The sequence below is a fragment of the Pseudoalteromonas sp. C12FD-1 genome (genome assembly GCF_037414265.1).
Taxonomy (GTDB): domain Bacteria; phylum Pseudomonadota; class Gammaproteobacteria; order Enterobacterales; family Alteromonadaceae; genus Pseudoalteromonas.
In genome coordinates, this window is record NZ_JBBEVD010000072.1 from 188,256 (window position 1) to 209,665 (window position 21,410).

Genomic DNA, 21,410 nt, shown 5'->3' on the forward strand with positions numbered 1-21,410 from the left:
GCACTATGCCTTTGTTTTTTTAAAAAAGAGTAAGCTTAAAAAAAATACGCTACCCATAGCTGCTGTAATCACCCCTACAGGGAGCTCTTGGTTTTTAAGTAATGAGCGCGAAAGCACATCGACCCACACCATAAACGTGCCACCCACTAAGCTGGTAATTAGTAAGCCAGCGGTACTGCCCTGAGATATAAAAAAGCGCACTATGTGCGGCACCATTAAACCTACAAAACCAATACCGCCACATAAGGCCACCAGCACAGCCGTTATTAATGAGCTCAATACCAACATTAAAATTCTAAAACGGTGCACACGCACGCCAAGCGTTATCGCGCTTTCATCGCCAAGTAATAGCGCATTTAACTGCCTTTTAAAGCTCAGCATAAAGCTAATGCACACCACTATAACCATGCATGGCAACCATAACGTGGTCCATTGTGCGCGGGCAAAGCTACCTAACGTCCAAAACAAAATACCAGCCACTGCTTGCGGGTCGCTCCAATACAACAATAAACTTGTAAATGCGCTAAATAAAAATGACAGTGCCACCCCCGCTAGCAACATAGACTCTACTTGCGAGCTTTTTTGCCGCCCAGCAATAAGTATCAATAAACCCATTGCTAAAAAGCTCCCTAATAAGGCCGCAGCCGATAACATAAACCCAGCACTAATACCCGCAACAGCCATAAGCAGCACTACCCCAAACGACGCGCCTGACGATATGCCAAATAAATACGGATCAGCAAGCGGGTTACGGGTAACCGTTTGTAAAATAAGCCCTGCTATAGCCAAACCTGCGCCCGCCATAAAAGCAAGTAAGGTACGGGGTAATCTAAGCTCATAAATAATACGCGCGTTAAACGAGCCCTCTCCTGCTGATAAAATCCCTTTGAGCACATCACTTAGCGGCGTATCTGCGGCGCCAAAACTCAGTGCACTAAAAAGGCTGAGCAGTGCAATTAATACGGCTGCTATAAATGTTGTCCACTGGTTTATTTTTGTTATATCCATTTAATTAATAGCCATAAAAGTAAGTTATATGAGGGATAGTTTGGCCTTTTTCTGTGCGCTGTGGATGGCAAGTTACGCGCGCACATACTCCAAAAATATCTGCTAGCATGTCCTCACTAAGTACCTGCGCAGGCGAGCCTGTATGTGTTATTTTGCCTTTATTAATAACCACCAGCTCATCGCACATAGCGGCCGCTAAATTTAAATCATGAAATGAGGCAAACACAGTGACCCCTAGCGATTTTGCCAGTTCCATCACTTGTATTTGGTATTTAACGTCTAAATGACTGGTTGGCTCATCCATGATGAGTAATTGCGGTTGCTGCACTATGGCGCGGGCAATCAACGCACGCTGCTTTTCGCCCCCCGAAAGCGACTCAAAATTTTGCTTACACTGGTGCTCAAGTCCTACGGTTTTTATAGCCTGTGTTATTTTTTGTTTATCGTTGTGGGTGGTGGCGCTAAATAAAGATTTATGGGGCGTAAGCCCAAGGGCAACCACATCAAATAATGTGAGGTTAAATTGCGCAGGTGTTTCTTGTAGCACCACAGCAACATATTTTGCGTAGTCTTCATTTTTAAGCTGCCAAATATCCTGCTGATTAAAGGTAACGTTACCAACGGTGGGTTTATTAAAGCGATACAAACAGCGCAGTAGGCTCGACTTACCCGCCCCATTTGGGCCAATTAAGCCAACAAACTTACCCTTAGCTATGCGTAAATTAATATTATTTAAAATGACGCGGTTATCGACTTCCCACGACACATTTTTAACATTTAACAAGGGTGTATTTGGCGCTAATGTAGTTTGCAAAAGTGAGTCCTTAGAAAGCGTGCACTCACTAACACAAAGCTAAAAAGCTAGTGCATCAATAAAAATGAGTTTACCCGCTCGTTAAAAAAGTATACCAATCTAACACTTCTCAAGCTAATTGATATGTTTCATTTGTATCTGACTTAAAGCCTGGTGCTAATTACAGTTACGGGAATAGTTGAGGAATTTCACCCCATTCCAAATGAGGGTCTATTATGGGCGGGTAAGTAAATAATTTAAAGCAAAAAAAACCGCGCTCATCAGAGCGCGGTTAATAAAGGGAGTGTTTAAGCAACGCTTAAAACTTGTATTCCATACCTAGGCCAACGTAGTCTTGGTCAACATTGTTGTCCATATCGAAGCTTGAGTAAAAACCAAATACTTTAATGTTTTTATTTAATTTATGATCAACACCTACAGAAACTGCCGTTTTGTCATCACTGTCATCAAAGTCCATTGCTTGATATTGCACTTTAAATGTGTTTTTACCCATGCTGTAGGCTGCGTTTAATAAATAGCCGTCTGCTTCTGCGCTACCGTCTACTTTTTCTTGAGTTTGGTACATAGCGCCTAATTTAAAGCTCTCTACTTTACCTTGAATTGATGCACGTACTACATCGTAACCATTTACTTCGCTATCAGCTGCAACCGAGGCGTATACCGCACTCTTTTTAAGCGCAGAGTCACCGTAGGTCACTGCCATTGAATAACCGTTATCTGCATCTACATCGTCCTCGGCAATAAATGTAGCAAGTACTTTAAAGCCTTCGTAGCTTTTAGATGTATAAGTGATCGAATCACCTAAGCGGTTTTCACCTTTAAAAACATTTTTAATATCGCCTTCAAGGTCATTAAATAAATCTAACTTACCTTGTGATTGTTTAAGCGCTGTATCGTTACGACCCACAACAACTTGACCATAGGCACCTTTTAAACCTACGTACTGGTTACGTGCAGAAATATTGTCGTCATTATCACCTTTCGAGTCAGCATCAGATACATCAACTTGAAACTCAAACTTATAAACTGCTTCTAATCCATCAGTAATCTTTTCAGATCCTTTTAGGCCAAAGCGAGATGCATTACTTTTAATTTCAGTGAAAGACCCTTCACCATCATCAGACGATTGCACAGTAACATTAGCTTTACCGTATACATCAACGTCTGCAAGCGCACTAAAAGATAAACCACTTACTAAAGCAACGCATAAGCTCGATTTTACAAAATTCATGTTATTTCCTCGATAATCACAAGACTAATTTTTTAAAACAGCTGCAGTTTGTCACCGTTAAATGACAGATATATTACAAAGGAAACATTTTTGTCTTTTTATTTTAATAAAAGTGTCTAAATTCTGAAAACAAACCGACATGAATATTTAATAAACAAAATTGTACCTATTCAACCTCTTTAAAAATCATAGTCGTTATTTAATGTTCATCAATAGGCTGATAAGCATTTATTTTAGGCAGTAAGTTGATCAAGGTTTCTATTAACTCTTTTTGGTCGTTGTCTCTGTGGTAGGCCACAAAAATATCACGCGAAGTATGCTCTACATCTTTTACATGAAACAGCTCACCTTTTTCTAAATGAGACTCAACAAGTACCTCGGGGATAAACGCACTGCCACCACACTGAAGGATTAAATCCAGCGCAATACGCCCCGTACTGGTTCTAAAATAGGGTGGCGTTTTACCGGTAAACTGACGCGCATGCCATAACGAAAAAGTTGTGCCCCAATCAACGTATACATATTGATTATCAAAAAAGTTCTCGTTTGTGGCCGTGTCATAGCCACTTACCGGAATAATTGGCAGCTCGCAAATTCGCTCAACCACCAGCTCGTCTACTTTAGGGGGGTCAAATAATATGGCTAAATCAAGCGTACGCTCTAACAATAACCGCGTGCTTTCTTGTTGGGCTTTAACCTCAGCGACCAACGACACCCCAGGCATAGCCGAAACAATATTAGTAATACCAAATTGTAAAAACGCATCCCATATATTAGGCGTACCCGCTAAACTTATTTGCTTGTGCATGTTATCGGCAAGTGCCACATCCACTTTGGCGCGCTGCATGCCGGTGATGATCATTTTAGCATGCGGAAGTAATCGCTCTCCTGGCGCCGTTAATTGAATGTTGTTACGCTGGCGAATAAACAAGTTTACACCCAACCCCTGCTCTAACTGGCGAATTCGAAAGCTTACTGCCGATTGCGTGATATACAGGTTTTCAGCCGCTTTACCAAAGTGACGCGTGCGCACAACCTCTACAAATGTTTTTAATAAATCTATATCCAATTTTTTATCCTCACGATAAAAATAACTTGTTTAATAAATTGTCAAACTTGCATCATACTCCAGCAATAAACAGGGTATGAGGATACAGTTATGAGCAACGATATTTCACTACTTCGCCAAGCGTTTGTTAGCCAACGTCAATTTTATGATGATCAAAACTTTCCTCGCGGGTTTAGCCGCAGCGGAAACTTTACCTTATTAGAAGCCAGCATATTAGAGCAACACGGTGTTGTACTAAAAGGGCTTTATAATAAAACTTTAGCGCCACAAAATGCCCTACAAGAGCAATTTGTTGACGTAGTTTGTGATAGTAAAGAGCCTACAAACCCAATCGAAAAAGCGTGGGTTAAATATTTAAAACTAACAACCTGTAAAACTAAGTTTCATACACTTTTTGGTCGCTCAAAAATGTCAGGGCCAATGCCAATAAGCCAAGAAGATTATAGCGAGTCTGATAGCGTATAAGCCTCTAACTTATTTGCTTTTTTGCGTTTTAACAGTTACAACTTGTATAAGCAAACAATTTTGCAAAATATCAAACAAGGTTATTACGTGACGCGAAAAATACTCATAGTTGAAGATACGCCTACTATAGCGCGTGTGCAAAAGCATATCGCGCTTAAAGCGGGCTACGAAGTAGACATAGCCAAATCTTTAGCGGCAACCAAAGAGTTAATAAAACACAATAGCTACTTTTGTGCCGTTGTTGATTTTATCCTCCCTGATGCTCCCGCGGGAGAGGCGATTCCGCATACTATTAATGCCGACATTCCTACCATCGTAATGACAGGTAACATAGATAAACAAACTCGCGACACAGTAGAAAAGTACCCAATAATTGATTACATAATCAAAGAAAACAAACAAGCTTACCAATACCTAGAAAAACAACTAAGCCGTTTACCACGTAACGAAAACGTAAAAGTGTTGGTCGTCGACGACTCCACCTCTACACGTAAATATATTTGCAATTTACTAAAACGCCATAAGTATCAAATACTCGAGGCAAAGGACGGCAAAGACGCGCTAGAGGTACTTGAAAGCCAAAAAGACGTGGCTGTTATTATTACCGATAACGAAATGCCAAACATGAATGGTGATGAGTTATGCGCTGAAATTCGCAGACTTTACAGTAATGACGAAAAAGCCATTATCGGTATTTCGGGTGCCGACTCATCAGCATTATCGAGCCTATTTTTAAAAAATGGTGCTAATGACTACCTCCATAAACCCTTTAACAGCGAAGAGTTTTACTGTCGACTAAGCCAAAACGTCGACATGCTTGAACAAATAGCAACAATTAAACGCCAAGCAAATACCGACTACTTAACAAAACTACCTAATCGCCGCTACTTTTTTGAAGAGTCGAGCAAGTCACTCAAGTATTTAAAAAAATCGAATCAAGATGGCGCGCTTGCCATGCTTGATATAGACCATTTTAAATCGATTAACGATACATACGGCCACGATGCTGGCGATGAAGTCCTCAAAGGATTGGCGGTGTGTTTTAAAAAGTACTTTGAAAAGCAGTTAGTCGCTCGCTTAGGCGGTGAAGAATTTGCCGTTTACTTTACTGATGCAACCACAGCGCAAGCGCTAAAACGCCTTGAAGGATTTAGGCAATTTATAGAGCTTAATAGCCAAGAATTTAGCCAAGAAAAAATTAAATTTACAATTTCTATTGGTTTTGCAAGCGGCCCTATTTACCAAATAGATGAGCTACTTAAACAGGCCGATTTAAAACTATATGATGCAAAAGAAACCGGCCGCAATAAAGTAATAAGCTAAACCTTCACACTATTTTATCAACTTGCCTAAACTAGTATTCTATTTTGAGGATTAAACATAACGATAGCTAACGCCATGTTTAGCTCCTCAAAATAATTAACTATTATTACGCATAGGTATTAAACTTCGGCGGCAGTTATAGCCGCCTTTTTACGCTTACGTGATTGATGATAAGAGTCCCACGTAAATATAGCCAGCGCACTCCAAATACAGGCAAATGTAATCACTCGCTCTGCATCAAACACTTCATCGTAAAACACCACAGCAAGCATAAACATTAAGCTTGGCCCTATGTACTGAAAAAAGCCCAATGTTGTGTACTGCAAACGCTTGGCCGCTCCGGTAAAGCAAAGCAGCGGCAAGGTAGTAATAATACCGGCACTAATTAACAGCGCATTGGTATGCCAATCGTTTAGGGCTAAATCGGAAGTAGGCGTTGGTGCCATTACCCACCAGTAAATTAAAGCAACCGGCAATAAAATTAGCGCTTCGAGTAAAATGCCTGGCAGCGCTTCAACAGGTAACTTTTTACGAACTAAGCCATAAATAGCAAAAGACGTTGCAAGCGAAAACGCCACCACCGGAAACGAGCCAAAACTGACCAATTGCAGTAGCACGCCAGCAAAGGCTAAAAACACCGCAAACCCTTGTAATTTTCGCAGCCGCTCACCTAAAAATAGCATGCCCAACAGCACATTAAGTAGTGGGTTAATGTAATACCCTAAACTGGCATCAAGCATATGGTTATTGTTAACAGCCCAAATAAACAACCCCCAATTAAAGCCCAGTATAGAGGAGGTAAGCACTAACATTAAAATAATTTTTGGCTGAGCAACTATACGCTTAACTTTATCCCAATATTTAAGCACACTAACCACAAGCACTAAAAAAACCACAGACCAGACAACACGGTGAGTTAAAATTTCAAAGGCAGAAACATGCTGAATTTGTTTGAAATAAATAGGCGCGAGGCCCCACATTAAAAAAGCTAAACAGGCAAAAATGCCGCCTTTACGCTGCTCGTTTGCAATCGACATATATAATACTTACTAATACTAAAAGGCCGACAGTTTATATCAATTTGCGCTATTAAGTGATTTATTTTGAGGCGAGTAAACCTAAACGCAAGACAATTTATTTTAACAACTTTAGCCAACTAAATACGTACCGGTGCCATAAGCAATTTGTATTGCCTTTTCGTTGTGCAGCTCCATTCTACATACACACACTTTATTCCCAGAGCGTATCAAAGTAGCACTGGCTGTAAATATCTCCCCTTTACCAGGGCGTAAATAATCTGTGCGTAAATCAATAGTGCCTAAGGTAGCTAGCTTTTGCTGTACGCTAGGAATGTCTAAGTCGGTTAACTTATCGATAACACTGGCTGCTGCAAGCATGCCGCCCACATTATCGAGCACCGCTGATATAATACCGCCGTGAAGAATTTTTTGCGCAGGATTGCCTATAAATACATCCTGCCATGGGAAGGTAATTTTAGCTTGCTCAGGGCTAAGCGACTCTACCGAGATATTTAAAAACTGATTAAATGGCATGCCGTTTACAAACAGTGCGCCTACTTGTTCAATTAACATTTCTTTATTCATTATTATTCTCTATGTTTAAATTAACACTGGTATGACGAATTAAGCATACCTGAAGCAAAACCACGAGGCACTAATTAAATCATTTACCGCTAAGCTAAAGACATCCCATAAAAAAAACACTAAAATAGCCGCCGATGAATACTCTAATCCCAACACCTAGCACATTGGTCCGCAAGCCCGACACGGTTCTTAAACAAGTGTTTGGCTACAGCGAGTTTCGCGATGGCCAAAAAGCCGTTATCGACGCAGCTATAAACGGCCAAGACTCATTAGTACTATTACCTACAGGCGGTGGTAAGTCTGTGTGTTATCAAGTACCTGCTTTAGTGCTTGATGGTGTTACCGTGGTTATTTCTCCGCTTATCTCGCTCATGCAAGATCAAGTAACGCAACTGCAAGCACTAGGTGTAAAAGCCGCTTATATTAACAATAGCTTGGCTCGCGAAGAGCAACAATTAGTGTACCAGCAACTGCACCAAGGGCTAATAAAATTACTGTATGTTGCCCCTGAAAAAGTACTTCAGCATGAATTTACTGAACGACTAAGCCACTTAAATATTAGCTTATTTGCAATTGACGAAGCACATTGCGTATCGCATTGGGGGCACGACTTTAGACCGCATTACTTTAGATTAAATGAGCTTAAACAACGCTTCCATCATGTGCCTATGATGGCACTGACCGCCACGGCTGATAAAGCCACACGCTTTGATATAGTTGAGCAATTAAAATTACAACAGCCCTATATACATACCGGCAGCTTCGACAGGCCTAATATTCGTTACACCATCGAAGAAAAGTTCAAGCCCATGGCGCAACTACTGCGCTATTTAAAGGAGCAAAAAAATCAAAGTGGCATTATTTACTGCACCAGCCGTAAACGCGTTGATGACATTGCCGAAAAACTAGCAGATGCAGGTTTAAATGCCGCAGCGTATCATGCAGGCATGAGCAATGAACAACGCCAATTTGTGCAAACCGGATTTGCCCGCGATGACATTCAAATAGTGGTTGCAACCGTTGCCTTTGGTATGGGCATAAATAAACCAAATGTGCGTTTTGTACTACATTACGATATTCCAAAAAGTATTGAAGCCTACTACCAAGAAACCGGTCGCGCTGGGCGTGATGGCTTAGCCGCAGAAGCCATTATGTATTTTGATCCCGCCGATATAGGCCGCGTTAGGCGCTTTTTTGAAGACATAGACGATGAGCAACGTCGCCGCGTAGAAGAGCAGCGTTTTAATGCCATGGCCAGTTTTGCCGAGGCGCAAACCTGTCGTCGGCAAATATTATTAAATTACTTTAGCGAGTATAAACGCGAGCAATGTGGCAACTGCGATATTTGCATTAATCCGCCAAAAAGCTTTGATGGCACATTAGTAGCACAGCAAGCACTTTCGTGTGTATACCGAGCAGGGCAGCGCTTTGGCTTAGGCTATATTGTAGAGTTATTACGTGGTGCCAATACCAGCCGCATACGCGACAATAACCACCACGAACTCAGCACTTATGGTATAGGTAAAGATAAAAGCAGTGAATTTTGGCTCAGTATATTACGCCAACTTATACACCAAGGCTTATTAAGCCAAGATATTACCCAAGGTGCCTCGCTGCGCTTAACCGAAGCAGCGCGCGCAGTACTTAAAAGTGAATACGCCTTACAACTTGCCGAGCCTCGCTTGCAAGCTAAGCACGTATACCAAGATAAACTAGCGCAGTTTAATTACGACAAAAAACTATTTGCCCGCTTACGGGCTCTGCGTAAAGAGCTCGCTGATGCCGACGACGTACCGCCGTACGTTGTATTTAACGATAAAACCCTCGCCGAAATGGCGCAGTTAATGCCTACCAACGACAGCGAGTTTTTAAAGGTGTCGGGCGTTGGCTTTACTAAACTCAACAAATATGGCGGCGAATTTTTAACTGCAATTCGCAACTACCTAGCAACCAATTAAGAACCCTATGACCCAGATTGAATATAATCACGCCCATAAATGCATTGTAGTTAGCCCCGTAGAACCACCCCACGATGAAGACTTTGAGCTGTGGAGCACATTGTTTTTACACGCAGATGAAATAACAATTATTGACTACGCAGCCGGTGCTGACCGTCATCAATTGCGCTTTAGCTATCAACAACAAACCTTTAATTTAAACTTTGAACACTACAGCGAAAGTATTTGGATTAATGGCGAAGGCCAAGAAGCCGAGCACTTATTGGCAGCCCTTGCTTTTTACTTAAGCTAAAACGCCTCGTATATGCTCTAATTAACAAAAGTGCATAACGGTAACAATTAATTAGTTTCAAAATCCATACCTTTTACTTACATTGTAATAACAATGATGTAAGCTGATATTACGACTCGTATTGGCAGTAGTATTGAAGAGGTTCAATGGTGAATAAAAAGTGGATAGCACACTGTTGTATAAGCTTAGCCCTTGTAAGCTTTAGTGCGCCTAAGGCCTTTGCACAACAGCCACCCAATAAAACTAACACCTGCCCCACGGTGCAAACTCACTCAGACAAAAGCAATAATTTACGCCGTGAGGTTGAAGATAAAACCACACTAGTTAATAGTCGCAGTGATGCCCAAATAGCTTCAATTACCCTAAAACAGCTTAATGTGTTTAATACCGAGCTGGAAGAGGAAAATAACGCGCTTTTTCGTTTTGCCAACCGCGCGCATATTCAAACCGAGCCAGACGTTATTAGCAATATCTTGCTATTTAAACACGGCGATAATTACAATGCCAAAAAGCTCGCTGAGTCGGAGCGTTTATTACGCCAACAAAACTATTTATATGACGCGCAAATAAGCGCGGCTGAAAATTGCGACGGCAACGTAGATGTAACGGTGGTAACTCGCGATTTATGGACATTACTGCCCGAAATTAGTTTTAGCCGCAGTGGTGGCGAAAATAAATCGAGTATTGGTTTTCGCGAGTCAAACTTACTGGGCTGGGGTAAGCGTTTATCATTCTCTCGCACCACCGACAGCGACAGAAATGGTTACTTATTTGTTTATGACGATCCTAATATATTATCAAGCCGCTATCGCGGGCGCTTAGAATATGCCGATAACAGCGATGGTAAACGCCACTTAATAGAGCTTACCTACCCATTTTATGCCATAGATACGCCTTATAGCTACGGTATTAAAAGCTTTTCAGAACAGCGAGAAGAGTCGCTGTATCGCCGTGGTGATGAATACAGCAAATTTGATCAAACCACCGATTTTTTTAGTGCTTTTTTAGGACACTCTAAAGCATTGTCTGATAGCTGGACACAGCGCTTAACGCTTGGCTATGTAAACCAAGAAGACCGCTTCGCAGAAATAGAAACAACCTTTGCTCCTCTTGCTCAAAACAGAAAACTGAGTTACCCGTATGTAAGCGGGCACTGGTTTGAAGACAGTTTTATAAAGGTGCGTAATTTTGACAGTATTTCGCGCACCGAAGATTTAAACTTAGGTTGGAACATCAAGGCCTTATTAGGCTACTCAGATAAGTCACTTAGCAATGACGACAGCAGAGCCGTATATTCATTAAAAGCTAAAAAAGCGCACTTTACCACCGACAGAACATTGTGGCGCTTTAGTGCTCAAGTGGATGGTTATTGGAATAAAGAGCAAAAGCAACTAGAAAACTTTTTAGCCACCAGCGAAGTGCAGTACTACTTAAATACCAGCGAAAACCAATCTTGGTATGTTAAAGCTCGCGCCCAGTATGCTAAAAACCTAACCGCTGATAAGCAGCTAACACTTGGCGGCGAAACAGGTTTGCGCGGCTATCCAATGGATTACCAGCACGGCGATCGCAGCTTTTTAGTTAGCCTAGAGAAACGTTATTACTGGGAATACGATTTACTGCAACTTTTTAAAGTAGGTGCGGCAGGCTTTTTAGATGTGGGCCGTGCTTGGTTTAACGATGAAGATAACGGCGAGAACGATCATGTTTTAAAAAATGTTGGTATTGGACTGCGCTTAGCGCCAAGCAGAGCAAATTCTGGCACCATGATCCACCTTGATATTGCCGCTCCTCTTGATAGCTACGATGATGTTGATTCAGTGCAGTGGTTAGTTAGCGTCAAAAACACCTTTTAAATAGCGAGTAATAAGCGAAAGCGCTAAACTAGCGCTTTAAACTTACTTATAAATAGTACGGGGAGCACACTTTGGAATTGTTCGAGCTTCTAGAGCTAATGGGTACGCAATATAAATTAATTGTTACCCTTATTGCTATTTTACTTTTTCCACTTTTATTAAAAGCCACAAAAAAACTGCTCGAAAAAGCCATTAAGGGCAAAGTAGATATACATCGTAAATTTAGGGCGGAGCTTTTATTAAAAATCATTTTAGCGTTTGTTGTACTGTGTTTAGTGCTGATATTTTGGGGCATTGAGCTGCGCGGCTTATTAGTACTTGGCTCATCATTATTTGCTATGCTTGGGGTGGCTTTATTCGCAGCTTGGTCTTTATTAAGTAACCTTACCGCTTTTTTACTCATGTTTATTCAAAACGGTTTTCATGTAGGTAATTGGGTACGTATTGTTGATGGCGCAAACCACATAGAAGGCCGCATAGTCGAATTAGGCTTAATGAACGTACTACTTGAACATGTAGATGGACATAGGGTTGTTTATCCTAATAACCTGTTTGTTACCCGCCCTGTTATAGTGTTAAATAAAGAACCAAAGCCTACTAAAGCGCCGGTAATAAAACGCATAATCGGCCCTAAAAAGACATAGTTTAAAAAGTCATATTCACAAAAAAGCCGCAGTAAGGCAAACCTCACTGCGGCTTTTTACTAGCTAACACAATGCTAATTATTTAGCTCAGCTGTTTTAAGCTCTTCATCTAAATCATTTATCTCATCAATAAAATGCTCTAGCTGCTGCTCTACTATGCTATTTGCACTTGCAAAATAAGCCAAATGAAAAACTGCATCCCCCTCGTTTACAAGTGGCATTGTTTGCTGGCCTATAACAATACCGCCTTTAGGCGCTAAAAGTTCAAGTTCAGCGTCTCCAAGCGGACTACTTATGTATGCCAACACTTGGCCTTTTTCTACATGCTCACCAAGTGATACCTGCGCGCGTACAATGCCATCTACCTCAGCACGTATCCAACTTGTAGAACCTGCAATAATAGGATCAGGCAGCTTTTTAGGACGTTTGCCACGGATCATTTTTAAATGACGCATCACATAATCTACCCCTTGCACACCGGCGGCAATTGCAATCGGGTCAAATCGTAGTGCTTCACCCGCTTCGTAAGTAATAACCGGAATACCTAAATTAGCAGCTTCGCTGCGCAAAGAGCCATTACGCAAAGATGCATTTATAACCGCTGGCGTACCAAAAGCTTTAGCCATCTCTGCAGTTGCTTCATCTTCTAAATTAGCGCGTATTTGCGGTAAGTTAGTCCGATGAATAGCACCGGTATGTAAGTCAATAATATGCGTACAATGTACCGCCACCTGATTAAAAAACATATGTGCCATACGCCCCGCTAGCGATCCGCGCTCAGAACCTGGGAAACTTCGGTTCATATCGCGTCTATCTGGTAAATAACGCGATTTATGAATAAAGCCAAATACATTAACAATCGGCACCGCGATTATGGTTCCGCGTAACTGGCTTGCATCTATTTTAGAAAGCAGCTGGCGTACAACTTCTACACCATTTAGCTCATCACCATGAATAGCTGCACATACCATTAAAACAGGCCCTTCCATCACACCATTAACCACCTCAATAGGTATATTAAGTGGTGAATGGGTGTAAAGTTTAGCAGCCTCTAAAGCAAGGGTTTTACGCTCGCCCACGCCAACGCTTTCACCTAATAAGGTAAAAGGGCGGTTAATTTTAACCTTTGCCACGAGTTGCAGTTCCTTTAATAGCAGCATTTTTTTCGATAAAGTCGATTACCATGCCCGCAATATCTTTACCTGTTGCTACTTCAATACCTTCAAGGCCTGGTGAAGAGTTAACTTCCATTACCAGTGGTCCACGAGATGAGCGAAGTAAGTCAACACCCGCTACATTTAAGCCCATTGCTTTTGCTGCAGCTACAGCCGTTTTACGCTCCTCTGGGGTAATGCGTACCAGTGTAGCGCTACCACCGCGGTGAAGGTTTGAACGGAACTCACCCTCTTGAGCTTGGCGCTTCATCGCTGCTATTACTTTATCACCTAATACAAAACAACGAATGTCGGCACCGCCGGCTTCTTTAATGTATTCTTGAACCATAATATTGGCTTTTAAGCCCATAAACGCTTCAATAACACTTTCAGCCGCTTTGCGTGTTTCAGCAAGCACCACGCCAATGCCTTGTGTTCCTTCAAGTAATTTAATAACAACCGGTGCACCACCTACCATTTCAAGTAAGTCTTTTACATCATCGGGTTTGCTGGCAAAACCAGTTACTGGCATGCCTACACCTTTACGTGACAACAGTTGAAGTGAACGTAATTTATCGCGCGAACGTGAAATAGCCACCGATTCGTTAACAGGGTAAACCCCCATCATTTCAAACTGACGTAAAACAGAGCAACCATAAAACGTCACCGATGCACCAATACGCGGAACAATGGCGTCAAAATCTTTTAAGTTTTCACCACGGTAGTGAATTTCTGGCTGCTCTGAGTTTATATTCATATAGCAACGAAGTGCATCAATCACTTTTACCTCGTGACCGCGTGCCTCAGCCGCTTCAATTAAGCGGCGCGTTGAATACAAATTTCTGTTGCGAGATAAAATACCAATTTTCATAGTTAAAACCTTAACTATCTAATAAATGAGATAAAGCCGGGTCAACGACTATACGATTTTCCATGGCAGTACGCCCTAATAACATTCTAAACTTCATTGTTGCTCTACTTGTTAAAGTAACTTCTATTGGCCAGCTATGCTGCCCTGCATACAATGTTGTTTCTACAAAATAACGTAACTCTTTTTGCCCACTTGAGCTGGTTACGTACTTCATTTTTTTAACTTTTGCATTGCAAGTGATTTGCGTTTGTTCATCATCTTGCAATGGCTGGGCGGTAAATTTAACCCATTTTTCTCCGCTAACTTCGTACTCTTCAATGTTAATTGCATGAATACATGAAGTGCGGGCGCCAGTATCAATTTTTGCTTTTATCTTCTCAATGCCTAGCTCAGGTAAACTTACCCACTCACGCCAACCAACGGTGATCTTTGCTGTCATAAATGTGCCCTTATTAAAAAAGTGACTTATACGCTATGGGTCAAAAAACACCAACGAAATAAATTTATCTAGTCGATTAGTAAATTAAATTGATCTTTAATAGGAACTAATCACACAATGCGCGCCTTGCTAATTACAGCTTATAGCCGCTTTATTACGCATAAATACTCTGCGTATGTTTTATAAAATAAACTTAACTTATTAAAAGTTAAGGTAAGTTTGTAAAGCACTGTGCAGATACACTATAGTTAACTGTATTAAAAATACACTATTATATGAGTTTTAAATATGATTAATGGTTTACTGCATGCACTGGTGCTTGATGAAAAAGGCGGCGCTCGCGCCATAGAAAACACCCGCGATTTAAATAATTGGCAGCCAAACCAAGGTAAACTTTGGATACACATGGACTATAGCCAAAGCGAAGCGGTTACATGGCTAAAAAACCAAGAGCACCTTACCGACTTTGAGCTTGACTCGTTGATTGCAGATGAAACTCGTCCACGCTTAACACCGAGTACTAACGGCCATATGCTGTTTTTGCGTGGTGTTAATTTAAATCCAGCACAAAGCCCTGAGGACATGGTCTCAATTCGTTTATTTATCAGCGAATCAGTGGTTATCACAACGCGCAAACGTCGCCTGCTTTCGATTCAAGATATATTAGCAGAGCTCAATGCTGGTCATGGCCCATGCACTATATCTGAACTGGTGTGCGCTATTACCCAAAAGCTGACATCACGAATGCAAAGTGTTATTGATTCGCTCGATGAAACACTCGACGAGTTTGAAGAAGAAATAGATGAACCAAGTAAAAAGTTTGATAACCAAGGTTTATCTCAACTGCGCCGCCAAACAATTGCCTTAAAGCGTTACTTAAAACCGCAAAAAGAAGCACTTAGTTTAATGGTAAATAACCACTACCCATGGCTTTTAAATGAAGATAAAGCAAAGCTAAACGAAACCACTAACTTACTTATTCGTTACTTAGAAGAGCTTGATAGTGCAATAGAGCGTGCGCAAATTATTCAGCAAACCATTACCAACCAAGTATCTGAGCAATTAAACCAGCGTATGTATGTTATGTCGGTGGTGGCTGCACTTTTTTTACCGCTGGGCTTTTTAACGGGCCTTTTAGGGGTAAATGTCGGCGGTATACCTGGCACTGAAAACCCTTATGCATTTAGTGCATTTGTGATTTTTTTAATAGTGCTTACAGGTGGTATCGGCGTGTATTTTAAAAATAAGAAATGGCTGTAAATTAAAACGCATATTTAATATGGCCACTCAATTGAGTGGCCATAATTAAGTGACTACTTAGTTTGTTTGACGGGTATAACTAACATTCGTCATCGTCACTTTAGACTCTGTAATGCCTAAATCCTCAAAACAGTTTTTAAACGAGTTAGAGTTTCCTGCCTCACCACATTTATCAAGTGTGTATGGGTCTTGCGATTGCAGATAGTTACCAAACTTAAAGTATGACTGCGAATCATCCTCTACCGGTATACCGAACGAGTTTCCAAATGCCGTAACCTCCACATCGCCGTAGTTGTTAACAACACGCAAGTTAAATGACTCGCCGCTGGTCATTGTACCCAAAGCAAATTTTTCTTCATTACCGCTGGTATTTCGTAAACGGACATACACATCAAAAATACCGTTATTCGCTACACTGTCATTAAAACCAGACTCATCAGTATCTGACACATACACTTTAGATATAGTACCGGTATCGCTAGCATGGTGCTGCGATATAATTGTTTTGCCACCATCTGACATCTCAACTTTTACAGTAGCTTCAAACACCTCATAGGTTTGAGTCATTGCAACGCGTAAGCTTTCTTTAACCTTATATTCATGACGCCAGCCATTACCATTAGGCGTAATATGTTGCGCTTCTAAAGGCACAAACACCAAGGTGCTATCGTCAACGAGAGGGTTTGGGTTATCCCCTTCTAAATCAAAAATACTACCACTGGTTATGCTACTAGGAATTGTTGAGCTATCTGAGTTATCGCTGCCGCCACCTGAACCACCATCGTTGCTGTCACTGCCTTCAACCAAGGCAAAATTATCAAATCTTACATCGCTGGTGTTGTTGTAGTGTTTAGCGAAAACCTGCAGTGAATTGGTATTGGCTGAGGTAAAAGTTTTTGTAACTTTAGTCCACGAAGAAACATTAAAAGTTTGGTTTTTAAATAAACCATTTAAATCGTTTACACCAATTTGCCCTTTACCCAGCACATAAGCACTTAGGGTGTATTCAGTATTGGGCTGTATATCTACCACTTGATAAACCCGTGCTGGGCTACCCTGAATTTTTAACGATTTTGAGCCACTGTAAGCATCTGAAGAAATAGCGGCTGGATCAGTTTCGTTCCAGTTACTAAAGCCACTTTCAAAGCCTGCATTATTAATTGTTGCAGCATGAGATAGTGCTGAACTTGTCGCAATTGCGCTGTAAAAAAACATTTTTTTATGGTTAATCATTATCTTTATTCCTTTAAACCTGAATATAAAAATAACCTAACTACCTAGTTTTGTGTCAGTCACTAAAACTTAGATCACCCTGTGTAAGCAGGTTTCTATTTTTGTGTGTGAATAGATTTGGCAAGAAACTCAAGGTTACAAAAAGTGTTAAAAAACCCCAAATTGGCCTTACCAATACTAATGCCATATGGCGACATAAAGGCTATATTCTTTGTTACCAATATGTCAACACAACTTGTAATAGCAAATAAGTATTAGTTTTATTAAATATTGTATTTATAACATATAAATAATCACAATTATTCAATTAGTTACACATTAGGAACATGATAGCGATAAATATAAATATTTTTTAATTTAATAAATAAGTAGTATGGCGAAATAAGCTCTATTACCAAAAAAATATAAACAAGCTTAACTTTTAATGAATAAACTAAGGGGAATTACATTTTTTATATGAAAGATAATAATTGGTTATAACAAAAACAAAATTGGTAATATGGAATAAGTTGAATTTTTGCCGTTAAATAAAGGGGAATATTAAAGCGAAATTACACAAAAACGTGAATTAATATCTGAAAATAGGCTGCGGTTTAAAGAGTCATGTTTAGCCTAAGCACAAAAAAGCGAGCATATATAAATGCTCGCCTTTATCAACTAGCTAACGCCTTACTCTTGAAAGTAAGTGCCCCAACCGTCGTATTCAACGTCACACTCAACAGCTAGCGCTGCAAGTTTATCAACGTCTTCCATTATAACTTCTACATCCAGCTCAGCTTCAACGACTATATCAAAGCTCCAAATTTTGCTGCCATCTTCCAGCTCAAGCTCTGCTGGTTCTTCAACATCGTAACCTAATTTAAAGGCAGCCAGTGCCGCTTGCTCTAATTTGCTAAAATCTTCGCACACAAAATGATGCTCAACTTCATAAAGTATTTCAGGATCAGAGCCATCTTCAAGTAGTGAACTTACGATGTCTTCACTTATTTCACGCCAGTTTTCCATTATTTATCTCTCGCTTGAGCATCTAATTCAGTTATTTTAGCGGCCATAATACTATGTACTTGGGTGGCCTGTTCACGGGCACCCACTTTTTTATCAAGTGATATTGGCGCTAACATTTCAATGTAAATTGTACCATTATCCCAGCGATTTAGCTTAATAGTTTTATCAGTTGTGCTCATACATACCGGTACTATGGGTACATCTGCGCTTAAAGCGGTGTGAAATGCGCCAGTTTTAAAAGGCAGTAAACCACGGCCATAGCTTCTTGTGCCTTCTGGAAATACCCAGATAGATAGCCCTTTTTGTTTAATTTTTTCAGCGGCTTTTGAAATTGTACCTGCCGCTTTTGAGCGATTAGCTCTATCAATCAATATGTTGCCAGACAACCAGTAAAGTTGTCCAAAAAATGGGATCCACTTTAAACTTTTTTTACCTAAGCTAACGCAGTTTTCTGGCACCATGGCCGAAACAGTAAATAAATCGTAATTATTTTGATGGTTTGATAGGTAAACAGCAGGGCCAATATTGAGCGCATCAGGGTGGCGCTTAAGGACAAGTTTAACCCCTAACATTTTAGCCATCGAGCCAAACCAGCCGGCTATCACATGCACATTATTAGGATGAAATGGCCTCACTACCGACAATAACAACCCAAACACGCAGCTGAAAAATATAAACAGCACCATAATTAAAATACGTATAACAGCTAACAAACTACTCTCCAAAATGTGTGTGCAATGCGCTAAAAGCCACGCATATTTCACTATTATAACGTGATTTTATGACGATCACGAGACAATAGCGAACAGCTGTAAGCTGAAATGTACAGGATAAACAAAAACGGCCTGCAAAAGCAGGCCGTTAGAGGTATATATTACGGGCTTATTCCTCAGCTAACGTATCATCACTTTGCTCATCAGCCGGTGTAAATTCAACAACTGCTTCATCAACACGCTGTAAGCCTCGAGGTAACTTATTACCTCTGCGCCCACGCTCACCATGATAATGCTCCAAGTCGCTCGGTTTAAGTGTGAGCTTTCGTTTACCAGCATGGAGCGTAACGCTACTGCCTTGTGGTACTACTGCAAGCACTTTTACAAACTCTTCTCGAGCTTGCACTTTAGCGCCTGGTATAGAGATAATTTTATTGCCTTTACCTTTACCCAGTTTTGGTAAGTCACGCAGTGGAAATAACAGCATGCGCCCTTCGTTCGAAATAGCCATGCAGTAATCGGTTGCCACATCGTTTACTCTAATTGGTGAGAGTAACACTCCGCCCTTAGGTACACTTACCAACGCTTTACCGTTTTTGTTCTTACTCACTAGGTCTTTAAAGTCAGTAATAAAACCATAACCCGCGTCAGAGGCCATAAGTAGTACTTGGCTATCCTCTCCCATAACCACGTGCTCAAAATTAGCCCCTGCGGTGAGGTTAAAACGCCCAGTCATTGGCTCGCCTTGGCTACGTGCCGATGGCAAGCTGTGTGCATCGGTTGCAAATGCACGCCCTGCTGAATCTAAAAATACCGCAGGCTGATTGCTCTTCCCTTTAGCGGATGCTTTGTACTCATCGCCAGCACGGTAATTTAGCCCTTCTACGTCTATGTCATGGCCTTTACCAACACGTGCCCAGCCTTTATCAGAAAGTACGACCGTTACCGACTCTGAAGGTATTAAATCTTTTTCACTAAGTGCTTTTGCTTCTACGCGCTCAATAACCGGTGAGCGGCGATCGTCGCCATACATGTCGGACGCTTCTTGAATCTCTTTTTTAAGAAGCGTGGACATACGACGGTCTGAGCCTAAGGTTAGCTCTAACTTGTCGCGCTCTTTGGCCAGCTCATCTTGCTCGCCACGTATTTTAAACTCTTCTAATTTTGCTAAATGACGAAGTTTTAACTCTAAAATGGCTTCGGCTTGAATTTCGGTTAAATCAAAGCGCTCCATTAACACAGGTTTTGGTTTATCTTCTGTGCGAATAATTTCAATCACTTCATCAATATTTAAAAAGGCAGCGAGTAAACCTTCTAAAATATGTAGCCGCGCAAGCACCTTATCTAAACGATACTGCAAACGTCTACGTACTGTTTCACGTCTAAATGTTAACCACTCGGTTAAAATACTGCGTAAGTCTTTAACTTGTGGGCGGCCATCAAGGCCCAGCATGTTTAAGTTTACACGGTAGTTTTTTTCAAGGTCGGTGGTGGCAAATAAGTGCGCCATTAACGGCTCAGCTTTAATGCGATTTGAACGCGGTACTATCACGATGCGGGTTGGATTTTCATGATCAGACTCATCACGTAAATCAGCGACCATTGGCAGCTTTTTAGCATTCATTTGCGCTGCTATTTGCTCAAGTACCTTAGCCCCTGAACACTGATGCGGTAGCGCCGTAATAACAATATCGCCGTGTTCTTCAGTATACACCGCGCGCATTTTAATTGAGCCTCGGCCGGTTTTGTATATTTTATGAATATCGGCTTTAGGGGTAATTATTTCAGCGTCGGTTGGGTAATCAGGCGCGTGTACAAGCTCTAGTAATTCATCAAGCTCGGTTTTAGGCTTATCAAGTAATAAACAACACGCACTGGCTACTTCGCGCACATTATGTGGTGGAATATCGGTTGCCATACCTACTGCAATACCGGTTACACCATTTAACAAAATATGCGGTAAACGCGCGGGTAACACTAATGGCTCGTCCATGGTGCCGTCAAAATTTGGCGTCCAATCAACGGTGCCTTGGCCTAGCTCTTTAAGTAAAACCTCAGAGAACTTTGATAAGCGTGCTTCGGTATAACGCATGGCCGCGAAAGATTTAGGGTCATCTGCTGCACCCCAGTTACCTTGCCCATCCACCAGCGGATAGCGATAAGAGAATGGCTGCGCCATTAATACCATAGCTTCGTAACAGGCGCTGTCGCCATGCGGATGGTATTTACCTAATACATCACCTACCGTACGAGCCGATTTTTTATATTTAGCTGCGGCCGATAAACCCAGCTCGCTCATAGCATAAATAATACGACGTTGAACCGGTTTTAAACCATCACCAACATGCGGTAATGCACGGTCCATAATTACGTACATAGAGTAATTTAAGTAGGCGTCTTCGGTAAAACGCCCCATTGTTTGTTGTTCAATTCCTTGCATTAGCAAGGTATCTGTATCACTCATTAAAGCT

At 41.1% G+C, this 21,410-nt stretch carries 20 protein-coding genes and 1 riboswitch; of the genes, 7 read left to right on the forward strand and 13 right to left on the reverse strand.

Translation table 11 applies throughout. The features are described from left to right. Positions 1 to 3: 3 nt before the first annotated feature. The 4 genes from WDB87_RS15290 to WDB87_RS15305 form a co-directional block, all read right to left on the reverse strand. On the reverse strand, positions 4 to 1,008 hold the full coding sequence (locus tag WDB87_RS15290; protein WP_337850326.1) for a FecCD family ABC transporter permease: 1,005 nt from the start codon (positions 1,006 to 1,008) through the stop codon (positions 4 to 6). 4 nt (positions 1,009 to 1,012) lie between these two features. Then, a complete protein-coding gene (locus WDB87_RS15295) occupies positions 1,013 to 1,822 on the reverse strand; it encodes an ABC transporter ATP-binding protein (protein ID WP_286246163.1) in 810 nt (269 codons plus the stop codon). A 68-nt stretch (positions 1,823 to 1,890) separates the two neighbouring features. Next, positions 1,891 to 2,022, reverse strand: a riboswitch (cobalamin riboswitch). A 98-nt stretch (positions 2,023 to 2,120) separates the two neighbouring features. Next, positions 2,121 to 3,053 (reverse strand): porin, encoded by a 933-nt coding sequence (locus tag WDB87_RS15300; RefSeq protein WP_337850327.1) that lies wholly within the window; start codon positions 3,051 to 3,053, stop codon positions 2,121 to 2,123. Between the two features lie 199 nt (positions 3,054 to 3,252). After that, positions 3,253 to 4,122, reverse strand: coding sequence for a LysR family transcriptional regulator (locus tag WDB87_RS15305; protein ID WP_286246161.1), 870 nt, complete (start codon positions 4,120 to 4,122; stop codon positions 3,253 to 3,255). A 90-nt stretch (positions 4,123 to 4,212) separates the two neighbouring features. Between WDB87_RS15305 and WDB87_RS15310 the strand changes: the two genes are divergently transcribed. Together WDB87_RS15310 and WDB87_RS15315 are read left to right on the forward strand one after the other, a co-directional pair. Next, complete coding sequence (locus WDB87_RS15310; protein WP_286246160.1) at positions 4,213 to 4,587, forward strand: DUF413 domain-containing protein; 375 nt, start codon at positions 4,213 to 4,215, stop codon at positions 4,585 to 4,587. A gap of 87 nt (positions 4,588 to 4,674) precedes the next feature. Next, complete coding sequence (locus tag WDB87_RS15315; protein ID WP_286247663.1) at positions 4,675 to 5,910, forward strand: response regulator; 1,236 nt, start codon at positions 4,675 to 4,677, stop codon at positions 5,908 to 5,910. A gap of 119 nt (positions 5,911 to 6,029) precedes the next feature. Here WDB87_RS15315 and rarD read toward each other — a convergent pair whose 3' ends face one another. Both rarD and WDB87_RS15325 read right to left on the reverse strand, forming a co-directional pair. After that, complete coding sequence (rarD, locus tag WDB87_RS15320; RefSeq protein WP_337850328.1) at positions 6,030 to 6,947, reverse strand: EamA family transporter RarD; 918 nt, start codon at positions 6,945 to 6,947, stop codon at positions 6,030 to 6,032. Between the two features lie 111 nt (positions 6,948 to 7,058). Further along, positions 7,059 to 7,514, reverse strand: a complete 456-nt coding sequence (locus tag WDB87_RS15325) for a thioesterase family protein (RefSeq protein ID WP_286246158.1) — start codon at positions 7,512 to 7,514, stop codon at positions 7,059 to 7,061. Between the two features lie 134 nt (positions 7,515 to 7,648). On the opposite strand from WDB87_RS15325, the gene recQ reads away from it, so the two are divergent. The 4 genes from recQ (at position 7,649) to WDB87_RS15345 (ending at position 12,264) form a co-directional block, all read left to right on the forward strand. Then, a complete protein-coding gene (gene recQ, locus WDB87_RS15330) occupies positions 7,649 to 9,472 on the forward strand; it encodes a DNA helicase RecQ (protein WP_286246157.1) in 1,824 nt (607 codons plus the stop codon). A 7-nt stretch (positions 9,473 to 9,479) separates the two neighbouring features. Beyond that, positions 9,480 to 9,764, forward strand: a complete 285-nt coding sequence (locus tag WDB87_RS15335) for a DUF3630 family protein (RefSeq protein ID WP_286246156.1) — start codon at positions 9,480 to 9,482, stop codon at positions 9,762 to 9,764. 146 nt (positions 9,765 to 9,910) lie between these two features. Further along, entirely contained in the window at positions 9,911 to 11,620 is a 1,710-nt protein-coding gene (locus WDB87_RS15340; protein ID WP_337850329.1) for a ShlB/FhaC/HecB family hemolysin secretion/activation protein, read from the forward strand. A 71-nt stretch (positions 11,621 to 11,691) separates the two neighbouring features. Further along, complete coding sequence (locus tag WDB87_RS15345) at positions 11,692 to 12,264, forward strand: mechanosensitive ion channel domain-containing protein (RefSeq protein ID WP_286246153.1); 573 nt, start codon at positions 11,692 to 11,694, stop codon at positions 12,262 to 12,264. Between the two features lie 74 nt (positions 12,265 to 12,338). On the opposite strand, the gene WDB87_RS15350 is transcribed toward WDB87_RS15345, so the two are convergent. The 3 genes from WDB87_RS15350 to WDB87_RS15360 are packed head-to-tail and all read right to left on the reverse strand — an operon-like array spanning position 12,339 to position 14,728. Further along, the gene (locus WDB87_RS15350) at positions 12,339 to 13,397 is read right to left on the reverse strand and encodes a succinylglutamate desuccinylase/aspartoacylase family protein (protein WP_286246152.1); all 1,059 of its coding nucleotides are present in this window, start codon (positions 13,395 to 13,397) and stop codon (positions 12,339 to 12,341) included. Continuing rightward, a complete protein-coding gene (gene rimK / locus WDB87_RS15355) occupies positions 13,384 to 14,289 on the reverse strand; it encodes a 30S ribosomal protein S6--L-glutamate ligase (protein ID WP_004587974.1) in 906 nt (301 codons plus the stop codon). Before rimK ends, WDB87_RS15350 begins: the two co-directional genes overlap by 14 nt. A gap of 10 nt (positions 14,290 to 14,299) precedes the next feature. Continuing rightward, positions 14,300 to 14,728 (reverse strand): ATP-dependent zinc protease family protein, encoded by a 429-nt coding sequence (locus WDB87_RS15360; protein WP_286246151.1) that lies wholly within the window; start codon positions 14,726 to 14,728, stop codon positions 14,300 to 14,302. A gap of 288 nt (positions 14,729 to 15,016) precedes the next feature. Between WDB87_RS15360 and WDB87_RS15365 the strand changes: the two genes are divergently transcribed. Beyond that, positions 15,017 to 15,988, forward strand: coding sequence for a zinc transporter ZntB (locus WDB87_RS15365; protein ID WP_286246150.1), 972 nt, complete (start codon positions 15,017 to 15,019; stop codon positions 15,986 to 15,988). 57 nt (positions 15,989 to 16,045) lie between these two features. Here the strand turns inward: WDB87_RS15365 and WDB87_RS15370 are convergent, their stop codons facing one another. The 4 genes from WDB87_RS15370 to parC form a co-directional block, all read right to left on the reverse strand. After that, entirely contained in the window at positions 16,046 to 17,221 is a 1,176-nt protein-coding gene (locus WDB87_RS15370) for a polysaccharide lyase family 7 protein (RefSeq protein ID WP_286246149.1), read from the reverse strand. A 669-nt stretch (positions 17,222 to 17,890) separates the two neighbouring features. Continuing rightward, the gene (gene rraB / locus WDB87_RS15375) at positions 17,891 to 18,226 is read right to left on the reverse strand and encodes a ribonuclease E inhibitor RraB (RefSeq protein ID WP_004587970.1); all 336 of its coding nucleotides are present in this window, start codon (positions 18,224 to 18,226) and stop codon (positions 17,891 to 17,893) included. Then, positions 18,226 to 18,939 carry a 1-acylglycerol-3-phosphate O-acyltransferase gene (locus tag WDB87_RS15380; RefSeq protein ID WP_337850330.1) on the reverse strand — a complete coding sequence of 238 codons (714 nt, stop codon included), beginning with the start codon at positions 18,937 to 18,939 and terminating at the stop codon, positions 18,226 to 18,228. The genes rraB and WDB87_RS15380 overlap by 1 nt, the downstream gene beginning before the upstream one ends. A 169-nt stretch (positions 18,940 to 19,108) precedes the next feature. Further along, a complete protein-coding gene (gene parC, locus WDB87_RS15385; protein ID WP_286246147.1) occupies positions 19,109 to 21,403 on the reverse strand; it encodes a DNA topoisomerase IV subunit A in 2,295 nt (764 codons plus the stop codon). Between the last annotated feature and the right edge of the window lie 7 nt (positions 21,404 to 21,410).

What these genes read in the sequence shown, in the direction of transcription:
- WDB87_RS15310 (WP_286246160.1), top strand. Translation starts at nt 4,213, where the DNA reads ATGAGCAACGATATTTCACTACTTCGCCAAGCGTTTGTTAGCCAACGT.
- WDB87_RS15360 (WP_286246151.1), bottom strand. Translation starts at nt 14,728, where the DNA reads ATGACAGCAAAGATCACCGTTGGTTGGCGTGAGTGGGTAAGTTTACCT.
- WDB87_RS15325 (WP_286246158.1), bottom strand. Translation starts at nt 7,514, where the DNA reads ATGAATAAAGAAATGTTAATTGAACAAGTAGGCGCACTGTTTGTAAAC.
- WDB87_RS15340 (WP_337850329.1), top strand. Translation starts at nt 9,911, where the DNA reads ATGGTGAATAAAAAGTGGATAGCACACTGTTGTATAAGCTTAGCCCTT.
- recQ (WP_286246157.1), top strand. Translation starts at nt 7,649, where the DNA reads ATGAATACTCTAATCCCAACACCTAGCACATTGGTCCGCAAGCCCGAC.
- WDB87_RS15370 (WP_286246149.1), bottom strand. Translation starts at nt 17,221, where the DNA reads ATGATTAACCATAAAAAAATGTTTTTTTACAGCGCAATTGCGACAAGT.
- WDB87_RS15290 (WP_337850326.1), bottom strand. Translation starts at nt 1,008, where the DNA reads ATGGATATAACAAAAATAAACCAGTGGACAACATTTATAGCAGCCGTA.
- rraB (WP_004587970.1), bottom strand. Translation starts at nt 18,226, where the DNA reads ATGGAAAACTGGCGTGAAATAAGTGAAGACATCGTAAGTTCACTACTT.
- rarD (WP_337850328.1), bottom strand. Translation starts at nt 6,947, where the DNA reads ATGTCGATTGCAAACGAGCAGCGTAAAGGCGGCATTTTTGCCTGTTTA.
- WDB87_RS15335 (WP_286246156.1), top strand. Translation starts at nt 9,480, where the DNA reads ATGACCCAGATTGAATATAATCACGCCCATAAATGCATTGTAGTTAGC.
- rimK (WP_004587974.1), bottom strand. Translation starts at nt 14,289, where the DNA reads ATGAAAATTGGTATTTTATCTCGCAACAGAAATTTGTATTCAACGCGC.
- parC (WP_286246147.1), bottom strand. Translation starts at nt 21,403, where the DNA reads ATGAGTGATACAGATACCTTGCTAATGCAAGGAATTGAACAACAAACA.
- WDB87_RS15300 (WP_337850327.1), bottom strand. Translation starts at nt 3,053, where the DNA reads ATGAATTTTGTAAAATCGAGCTTATGCGTTGCTTTAGTAAGTGGTTTA.
- WDB87_RS15365 (WP_286246150.1), top strand. Translation starts at nt 15,017, where the DNA reads ATGATTAATGGTTTACTGCATGCACTGGTGCTTGATGAAAAAGGCGGC.